The following is a 9,156-nucleotide window of genomic DNA, read 5'->3' on the forward strand; positions in this document are numbered from 1 at the left end:
GACATCGCGGCGCTCCTCGACGCGCTCATCATCGCGGTGGTGCTCGGCCTGGTGCTCTGGGTGGTCCTCATCGAGCCCGCGTGGGCCGCGAGCGACGCGAGCATGGCCGCGCGCGTCATCGAGATCGCCTACCCGGTGGGCGACGTCGTGCTCATCGTCCAGCTGGGACACCTGCGGGCCTCGCCCGTCGTCCGGTCGCCCGCCCTGCGCCTGCTCACCGGGGCCTTCCTCCTCGCGCTCGTCGCGGACCTGCTCTTCCAGGCGGTGGCGATCTCGCCCTACGTCGCGCAGCACGAGCCGTGGATCGACCCGCTGTGGCTCGGCATGTCCCTGCTGTGGGGCACCGCGGCCCTGCACCCGTCGATGTCGCACATCACGGACGGGCGCTCCTCGCCGTCGGACGCCTTCACCGTGCAGCGCGTCCTCCTCCTCGCTGCGGCCTTCCTCGTGCTGCCGGGCCTGAGCATCGCCGCGCTGTGGCTGCCCGTGCCCGTCCACCCCGTGGAGCAGGCCGTGGTCCACGTGGTGCTCGTGGTGCTCGTCGTCATCCGGATGATCGACGTGGTGCAGCGGCTGGGCGGTCAGTCGAGCCGCCTCGCCCACCTGGCGGACACCGACTTCCTCACGCGGGTGGACAACCGTCGACGGTTCACCGAGCGGCTGACGGACGCGCTGACGCCGGACGAGCACACCGGCGAGCGGTCGCGGTATGCCGTGCTCCTTGCCGGGCTGGACCGCTTCACCGAGATCAACGACACGCTGGGCCACCGCGTCGGCGACGAGCTGTTGCGCACGGCGGCGGGCGCGCTGCGCGGCGTCGTCGGGGACGGCGTGCCCCTGGCACGGATCGGCGGGGACGTCTTCGGCGTGCTGCTCGGCCCGCTGGACGACGCGGCCGACGCCGAGCGGCTCGCCGTCCGCGTACGCGCCCGGCTGGGCCAGCCGATGGCCGTCTCCGGCCTCGGCATCAGCGTGGACGGTGCGGTGGGGCTGGTCGTGGTGCCAGACGACGGGCTCGACGCGGAGGACCTGCTCGCCAGGGCCGACCTGGCGTTGTCCTCGGCCCGCGAGCACCACACGGGGATCGTCCGCTACGACCACCAGATGGAGGACGGCGGCGGGCTGGCCGCCCTGCTCATGACGGAGCTCCAGGCCGCGCTCGAGGCGGGCGACGTCGTGGTGCACTTCCAGCCGCAGGTCGAGGTCGGCACCGGTCGGGTCATCGGCGCGGAGGCACTGGTCCGGTGGCAGCACCCCGAGCGCGGGCTCATCGCGCCAGGGGTCTTCGTACCGGCTGCCGAGCGCACGGGGCTCATCCGGCTGCTCACGCTCGTGGTGCTCGACCGCGCGGTGGCGCAGTGCGCCGCCTGGGCGGCCGGCGGGCAGCGGCTGACGGTCGCCGTCAACCTCTCGGTGCGCAACCTGCTCGACCCCCGGCTGGTGGACGACGTGTGCGAGATCCTCGACCGCTACGAGGTGCCGCCGTCGCTGCTCGAGCTCGAGATCACCGAGACGGCAGCGATGGTCGACCCGGTGCGGGCCGCGGCGGTGCTCGGCGAGCTCGCGAGGCTCGGGGTGACCCTGTCGATCGACGACTACGGCACCGGGTACGGGTCCCTGGCCTATCTGCAGCGGCTGCCCGTGCGGCGGCTGAAGATCGACCGTTCGTTCGTCGCGGGTGTGCGCGACGACCCCGCGTCCGCGGCGATCGTGCGGTCGACCATCGAGCTGGCCCACCACCTCGGGCTCTCCGTCGTGGCCGAGGGTGTCGAGGACGACGCGACCCTGCTGGCGCTGCGGGACATGCACTGCTTCGCCGCGCAGGGGTTCGGCCTGGGCCGTCCCGTGCCCGCCGCGGCGCTCGATGACCTGTGCGACCGGATCGAGGCGAGGCTGCCGGCGCTCGTCGCCGCGCCGCTGGACCAGGTGCCGGCCCCGCGCTTCCGCTGAGGCGCAGCCCTCCCGCTGATGCGCCGCGCGGGCCGTGGCGGTGCGGTCGCGGGCGGGGTTCGGCGAGCCTGTCCTTGCTGGCGCGGCCCTGGCGCTGTGCCTACCGTCGAGGGATGGACGCCACCACCACGCCCGCGAGCCAGAGCGTCGAGCCGCACTCGAACGGCACCCAGGCGCGACTCAACTGGCTGCGTGCCGGTGTGCTCGGCGCCAACGACGGCATCATCTCCACCGCGGGCCTCGTGGTCGGCGTCGCGGCGGCGACGCCCGAGCGCACGGCGGTCCTCGTCGCCGGTGTGGCCGCGCTGGTGGCCGGCGCCGTCTCGATGGCGCTGGGCGAGTACGTCTCGGTGAGCAGCGCGCGGGACACCGAGCGGGCGATGATCGACCGCGAGCGGCGCGAGCTGGCGGAGGACCCGGAGGGCGAGCTGGCGGAGCTCGCCGAGATCTACCGGCGCAAGGGCCTGACGGCCGAGACCGCCCACCGGGTCGCGGCGGAGCTGAGTGCGGGCGACGCGCTGACCGCGCACGTCGAGGCCGAGCTGGGGCTCGACCCCCACGAGCGCACCAACCCGTGGCACGCCGCGGTTGCCTCGGCGATCGCCTTCACGGTCGGCTCCGTGCTGCCGCTCGTCGCGGTGGTCGCGGCCCCGATCGGGATCCGCATCCCGGTGACCATCGCCGCGGTGGTGCTCGCCCTGGCCGTGACGGGCTCGGTCAGCGCGCACATCGGCGGGGCGGGCCGGCGGCGCGCCATGGTGCGCCTGCTCCTCGGCGGCGCGCTCGCGATGGGCGTCACCTACGGGATCGGCGCGCTCCTCGGCGCGACGGTGGTCTGACCCGGGCGACGGTCTGACTCAGGCGGACCCGCGCCGGACGAGGCGGGCCTCGAACAGCACGGGCTCGGCCGGCACCCGGACCCCCGCGAGCAGGTCGGCGAGCATCCGACCCGCACGGGCCGCCATCTCGGTGACCGGCTGGGCCACCGTGGTCAGCGGCGGGTGCGTGCTCTCCGCCACCTCGAGGTCGTCGAACCCCACGACCGCGACGTCCTGCGGCACGCGGATGCCGCGCGCTGCCAGATGGGTGAGCACGCCCGAGGCCATGAGGTCGGACGCGACGAAGAGGGCGTCGAGGTCCGGGTGGGTCGCGAGCAGCCGCGCGACCGCCGCCGCCCCGCCACCCACGGTGAAGTCCCCGTACGCCACGGCGTCGTCCGGCAGCGCCGCCGCGGCGAGCGACGCCCGCCAGCCGGCGAGGCGGTCGAGGCCGGCGGTCATGTCCACGGGCCCGGCCACGGTCCCGATCCGGCGTCGGCCCTGGGCGATGAGGTGGTCGGTCGCCAGGCGTGCGCCGGCGCGGTTGTCCAGGTCGACGCAGTGCGACCCGGTGACGTCCAGCGGGCGCCCGATGAAGACGGTGGGCAGGCCGGACTCGACGAGCTGGCGGTTGAGCGCGTCGTCGCGGTGGTGCGAGGCGACGACGGCGCCGTCGACGTGACCGGTGGTGACGTAGCGGGCGACGCGGCGCGCACTCGGCCCGTCGCGGGCGATGAGCAGGACCATCTGCAGGTCGTTGTCCTCGAGGGCCAGCGACAGTCCGTTGATGATGCCGCCGAAGAACGGGTCGGTGAGCAGCCGGGCGTTGGGCTCGGGCACGACGAGGGCCACCGAACCGGTGCGCCGGGTGGCGAGCGAGCGCGCCGCGGGGTTGGGCGTGAAGCCCAGCTGGGCGATCGCCGCCTCGACCGCCTCCCTCGCCTGGGGGCTGACGAGGTGCCCGCCGTTGATGACCCGGGACGCGGTGGCCCGGGACACGCCGGCCGTCGCCGCGACCTCCCGGATGGTGGGTGCGGCGCGCCGGGCGGCGGGCTCGATGGTCCCGGCGGGTCGGTTCACGCGGGCACGCTATCGCGCGCGGGCCGAGCGCCGGTGCGGTGGTCGCCCACGGTGGTCATCCCTTGACGGCGCCGGCCATGATCCCGGAGACGAGCTGGCGGCCCGCGACGGCGAACAGGGCGATGAGGGGGATGGTGGCGGCGACGGTGCCGGCCATGATGAGCGCGTAGTCCTTGAAGTAGGAGGCCTGCAGCAGCTGCAGGGCGACGGGCAGGGTCGGGTTCGAGGACCCGAGCACGATGAAGGGCCAGAAGAAGTTGGTCCAGGAGCCGACGAACGTGAACAGCGCGAGCATGGCTGCCGCCGGGCGCGCGGCCGGAAGGGCGACGTGCCAGAACGTGCGGATCATCGAGCAGCCGTCGACCCGGGCCGCCTCGATGAGCTCGTAGGGCAGCGCCGACTCGAGGTACTGCGTCATCCAGAACACCCCGAAGGCCGTGACCATGGCGGGGACGATGACCGCGATGAGCTTGCCGGTCCAGTCGAGCTTGGCCATGACGATGAACAGCGGGACGACGCCGAGCTGGGTGGGCACGGCCATGGTGGCGATGATGAAGACGAGCAGCTGGCGCCGGCCGCGGAACCGCAGCCGGGCGAACGCGAAGCCGGCCAGCGTGGCGAAGAAGACCACGGAGACGCTGGTGATGACGGCGACGATGACGCTGTTGGTCACGGCCTGCCAGAACTTGATGTCCGAGCTGATGACCTTGCCCAGGTTGTCCCACAGGTTGGGGCCGGGGATGAGCGAGGGCACGGGGTTCTGGGCGATGGTGGCCGAGTCCGACGCGGCGAGGAGGAAGGCGTAGTAGATCGGGTAGGCGGAGATGACGAGGATGAGGCCGAGGATCGTGTACGTCACCCAGCCGGGGCGGCCGTTGAGGCCGGCGTTGAGCCCCCGCTTGCGGGCAGCCGCGCGGGCGGCACCCGGCCCTGCGGTCTGGGCGATCATCGGGACGGACGTGCTCATCGGGCACCACCCTTCTTCTTGGGCGACGGGTGCCCGCCGGTGGTCGCGATGCGGCGCGTGATCGCGAAGTTGATGAGGCCGATGGCGATGATGATGAGGAAGAGGATCCAGGCCACGGCCGCGGCCCGGCCGAAGCTCTTCTGGGCGCCCCAGCCGAGCTCGTAGAGGAACATCGTCACGGTCATCCACTGGCGGTCGGCGCCGCCGACGCCGAGCTGGTCGAACATGCGGGGCTCGTCGAAGATCTGGAGGCCGCCGATGGTGGAGGTGATGACGACGAAGATGATGGTGGGCCGCAGCAGCGGCACGGTGACGGAGAAGAACTGACGGAACCGGTTGGCGCCGTCGAGGACGGCGGCCTCGTAGAGCTCGCGCGGGACGGCCTGCATCGCGGCCAGGAAGATCAGCGCGTTGTAGCCGGTCCAGCGGAAGTTGACCATCGAGGCGATCGCGACGTGCGACGAGAGCGGGTCCGCGTGCCAGCGGATCGGGCCCACGCCGATCTGCCCGAGCAGGGTGTTGATCATGCCGGCCTGGTCGGCGAACAGCCGGGAGAAGATCACGGCCACCGCGACCGGGGCCACGACGTAGGGCAGCAGCACGCCCATCCGCCAGAACGTCTTGGCGCGCAGGTTGGCGTCCAGGACGGCCGCGATGAACAGCGCAGCAAACATCTGGGGGACCGAGGACAGCAGGAAGATCGAGAACGTGTTGCGCAGCGCCGTCATGAACCGCGGCTGCTGGACGACGTCGACGTAGTTGGCGAACCCGACGAAGTCGCCCTGGCCGCCGATGAGGTGCCAGTCGTGCATCGAGACGTACGCCGTGTAGACGAGCGGGAACAGGCCGACGATCGCGAAGAGGATGAAGAACGGCGAGACGTACAGGTAGGGAGAGAGCAGGACGTCCAGCCGTCCCCGCCGGTTGCGCATGCGCTGGCGTCGGTCGTCCCGCTCCGGGGGGGCTGCGGCCCTCGACGGGGCCGACGCGGTCGCGGTCGGGGTGGTGCTCGACATCTGGGTCTCCTACGTCGTCGGGGGAGGTGGTCCGGTGGACCGGGGGTGGGCCGCCGCGGCGGCGGCCCACCCCCTGCCGTGGATCAGCCGAGGCCGAGCTCACCGAAGGCCGTCAGGGCCTTCTCCCACGACGACGCCGCGTCGTCGGTCTTGTCGACGTCGACCCGGGTCAGGGCGTCGGTCACCGTGGTGTGGATCGCGAAGTAGTTCGGGCCCTTGAACGGGGTCGCGGTGATGGCCGCGGCCCGGTTGGCCAGGATCTCACCGGTCGGCGCGTCGTTGAAGAACGCGTTGGTCTGGCTCAGCAGGTCCTCGCTCGACAGCGCGTCCACCTGGCTGGGGAACGTGCCCTTGGCGATGAACGCCTTGATCTGCTGCTCCGGCGCGGTCAGCCAGTTGGCCAGGGCCATGGCCTCCTCCGGGTGCTCGGACTGCGTCGGGACGGTCAGGTACGAGCCGCCCCAGTTGCCGCCGCCGCCGGGGAAGACGTCGGCGAAGTCCCAGCCGGTGACGCCGGCGGCGTTGCCCTCGACCACGCCGAGCATCCAGCCCGGGCAGGCCATGGTCGCGAAGGCGCCGTTCTGGAACGCGGCGTTCCAGTCGTCGCTCCACTGGGCCAGGTGGGCGGACAGCTCACGGTCGACGCTCGCGTCGAGGACGGAGGTGTAGATGTCCTTGACGGTGGCGTGGTCGATGCCGATGACCGTGCCGTCGTCCTCCTCGTAGGCGTTCTCGACCTGGTTGATCATCGCCTGGTAGGTGGCGCCGGCGGAGTCGAACCATGCGGAGTCGCTCGCGGCGACGAACTGGTCACCGATCTCGAAGTAGTGCTCCCAGTCGCCCTCGAGCAGGGTGGCGACCTCGGCCCGGTCGGCAGGCAGGCCGGCCGCGGTGAACAGGTCGGAGCGGTAGCACAGGCCCTGGGGGCCGATGTCCGTGCCGTAGCCCATGAGCATGCCGTCTGCCGTCGTGGCGGCGGCGGTCTTCCAGTCCAGCCAGCGGTCCTCGACCGACGGGTCGGACAGGTCGACGAACTTGTCGGAGAACTGCATGAGCTCGCTCAGCCAGTCCACCTCGATCGCCTCGACGTCGGACAGGCCGGAGCCCGCTGCGAGCCGGGTGTTGAGGTTGTCGCGCGCCTCGTTGGCCGTGGCCGCCTTCTTGAGCTCGACCGTGATCCCCGGGTTGAGCTCCATGTACTCGGTGACGAGGTCCTCGTAGCCGAACTCGTTGAAGGTGGCGACCGTGAGGGTGATCTCCTCGGTGCCGGACCCCTCGTCGGTGCCCTCGTCGGTCCCGTCGTCGTCGGTGCTGCTGGCGCAGCCCGTGGCGACCAGCGCGATGCCGGCCATGCCCGCGGTCAGGGCGACCCAGGACTTCCTGGTTGTACGCACGTGCGACTCCTTCGTCTCCGGGGTGGCAGCTCTGCCACCCACCTCGAGCCCCGCCGCCGGGGGGTCCGGGGCGGGTCTGCGCGCTCTGCCTGTGGGACCGGTCTCACCTTGCGGCGAGCGAAGTGCGTCCCTCGGATGGGACCGGTCTCATCGGCTATGTCGCAACCGTGCGCCACCGGTGGGTGGCCTGTCAATCCTCGTGACCGAACCGTGACCCTTGCGCTCCCGCCGCGACATCTGCCGGCGCCCGGGCGATGCTGTCCGGGTGCTCGAGATGGTGCGGGGGACGGCCGGTCGGTATCAGCGCGCCGACGGCGGTGACGTCGCGGCGGCGCTGACCTACTGGGCCGTGCTGGCCGTGGCGCCGGCACTGCTGGCGCTGGTCGCCGTGCTCGGGCTGGTGGCCGACGGGCCGGGCGTGGTGGCCGACGTCCTGGAGTCCGTCGCCCGCCGGGCACCGGGGCTCGACCTCGCGGTGGTGGAGGGGCTCGTCCGGGACGTGACGTCCGGCCGGGGTGCCGGGTGGGTGCTCGCCGTGAGCGTGCTCGCCGCGCTGTGGTCCGCCTCGGGCTACGTCAACGCGTTCGGGCGCGCGATGAACCGGGTCCACGGCCTGGTCGAACGCCGGCCGTTGTGGCGGGTGCGCGCGCGCATGCTCGTCGTGACGCTCGTGGTGCTGGTCCTGGCGGCGGTGGTGTGCGGGGCCCTCGTGCTGGCCGGGCCGGTGGTGATGCTCCTCGGCGACCTGCTCGGGGTGAGCGAGCTCGCGGTGGGGGTCTGGTCGGTCGCGCGGTGGCCCGTCGTGCTCGGCCTCATGGCCGTGGTGGTGGCGGTGCTCTACGGGGCGACGCCGGACCGGGACCGGCCGCAGCGCGGGGTGACCGTCGGCGCGGTGGTCGCGATCGGGCTGTGGCTCGGCGCGACCGCGGGCTTCGGCGTGTACGTCGCGGGGTTCGCCACGTACGACCGGACCTACGGCGCGCTCGCCGGGGTCGTGGTGCTGCTGCTGTGGGTGTGGCTGACCAACGTCGCGCTGGTCCTCGGGGCCGCCCTCGACGCCGAGCGGAGCGGTCAGCCGCGCCCCGTCGAGGTGAGCACGCGGGCGAGGTCGTCGAGCGCACCCGGCACCACGGAGTAGTGGGCCCACACGCCGCGCTGCTCGCGGTGCAGCAGGCCCGCCCGGACGAGCACCTTGAGATGGTGCGACACGGTCGGCTGGCTCAGGCCCAGCGGCTCGACGAGGTCGCACACGCAGGCCGTCCCGCCCTCGTGCGCCGCGACGAGGGAGACCAGGCGCACCCGGGCGGGGTCCGCCAGCGCCTTGAGCACCTGGGCGACGGCGGTGGCCTCCGTGCCGCTCAGCGCGCGGCGGGTCAGCGGCGTGCAGCAGGCCAGCACGCCGCCCGCACCATCGGCCGGCGCCTCGTCGTGCGGCGTCCCGTCGTGCGGTGTCCCGGCCGGGCGCGGGGTGAGGGTGAGCTCGGTCATGGCAGCATCCTTCCACGATATTGACAGATGTCGATGCCTTGGGGAGGCTCGGGTGATATCGACCCTTGTCGATATCTGGATCGAGAGGGTAGGCGCATGGACGAGTCGGTCGTCGAGCAGGTCAGGGAGCACTACGGACGGGTCGCGCTCCAGGTGAGCGCGCTGCCGACGGCTGCGGCTGCGGACGGGTGCTGCGGTGCGGGCGGCTGCTGCGGCGCGGAAGCCGAGGCCGACGCCGGGCAGGGCGCGTCGGCGGGCGACGTCTTCGGGGCGTCGCTGTACGAGGGCGCGGACCGCGACGCACTGCCCGAGGCTGCCGTGCTGGCCAGCCTGGGCTGCGGCAACCCGACGGCGGTGGCTGAGCTGCGTGCCGGCGAGCGCGTGCTCGACCTCGGGTCCGGCGGCGGGATCGACGTGCTGCTCTCGGCTCGCCGGGTGGGCCC

The 9,156-nt window shown here is 72.9% G+C and carries 8 protein-coding genes and 1 pseudogene; 4 read left to right on the forward strand and 5 right to left on the reverse strand.

Translation table 11 applies throughout. From position 1 onward, the window contains the following. Positions 1-1,950 (forward strand): putative bifunctional diguanylate cyclase/phosphodiesterase (locus tag PKY62_RS04750; RefSeq protein ID WP_324535375.1); only part of this gene is annotated, 1,950 nt, incomplete at its 5' end. Between the two features lie 113 nt (positions 1,951-2,063). Beyond that, a complete protein-coding gene (locus tag PKY62_RS04755) occupies positions 2,064-2,789 on the forward strand; it encodes a VIT1/CCC1 transporter family protein (protein WP_324535377.1) in 726 nt (241 codons plus the stop codon). Between the two features lie 18 nt (positions 2,790-2,807). Here PKY62_RS04755 and PKY62_RS04760 read toward each other — a convergent pair whose 3' ends face one another. The 4 genes from PKY62_RS04760 to PKY62_RS04775 all read right to left on the reverse strand — a co-directional run bounded on the left by PKY62_RS04760 (position 2,808) and on the right by PKY62_RS04775 (position 7,225). Further along, a complete protein-coding gene (locus PKY62_RS04760; protein ID WP_324535379.1) occupies positions 2,808-3,848 on the reverse strand; it encodes a LacI family DNA-binding transcriptional regulator in 1,041 nt (346 codons plus the stop codon). Between the two features lie 55 nt (positions 3,849-3,903). Further along, complete coding sequence (locus PKY62_RS04765; RefSeq protein WP_324535381.1) at positions 3,904-4,815, reverse strand: carbohydrate ABC transporter permease; 912 nt, start codon at positions 4,813-4,815, stop codon at positions 3,904-3,906. Beyond that, positions 4,812-5,831, reverse strand: coding sequence for a carbohydrate ABC transporter permease (locus tag PKY62_RS04770; protein WP_324535382.1), 1,020 nt, complete (start codon positions 5,829-5,831; stop codon positions 4,812-4,814). The genes PKY62_RS04765 and PKY62_RS04770 overlap by 4 nt, the downstream gene beginning before the upstream one ends. Before the next feature lie 83 nt (positions 5,832-5,914). Then, positions 5,915-7,225, reverse strand: a complete 1,311-nt coding sequence (locus tag PKY62_RS04775) for an ABC transporter substrate-binding protein (protein ID WP_324535384.1) — start codon at positions 7,223-7,225, stop codon at positions 5,915-5,917. A gap of 274 nt (positions 7,226-7,499) precedes the next feature. On the opposite strand from PKY62_RS04775, the gene PKY62_RS04780 reads away from it, so the two are divergent. Further along, a complete protein-coding gene (locus PKY62_RS04780; protein ID WP_324535392.1) occupies positions 7,500-8,363 on the forward strand; it encodes a YihY/virulence factor BrkB family protein in 864 nt (287 codons plus the stop codon). Here the strand turns inward: PKY62_RS04780 and PKY62_RS04785 are convergent. Continuing rightward, on the reverse strand, positions 8,297-8,713 hold the full coding sequence (locus PKY62_RS04785) for an ArsR/SmtB family transcription factor (protein ID WP_324535386.1): 417 nt from the start codon (positions 8,711-8,713) through the stop codon (positions 8,297-8,299). The two genes, PKY62_RS04780 and PKY62_RS04785, sit on opposite strands and share 67 nt — an antisense overlap. 96 nt (positions 8,714-8,809) lie before the next feature. Between PKY62_RS04785 and PKY62_RS04790 the strand changes: the two are divergent. Continuing rightward, positions 8,810-9,156: pseudogene (locus tag PKY62_RS04790) on the forward strand (arsenite S-adenosylmethyltransferase); the annotation flags it as partial.

The organism is Actinotalea sp. (genome assembly GCF_035443605.1).
Lineage (GTDB): Bacteria > Actinomycetota > Actinomycetes > Actinomycetales > Cellulomonadaceae > Actinotalea.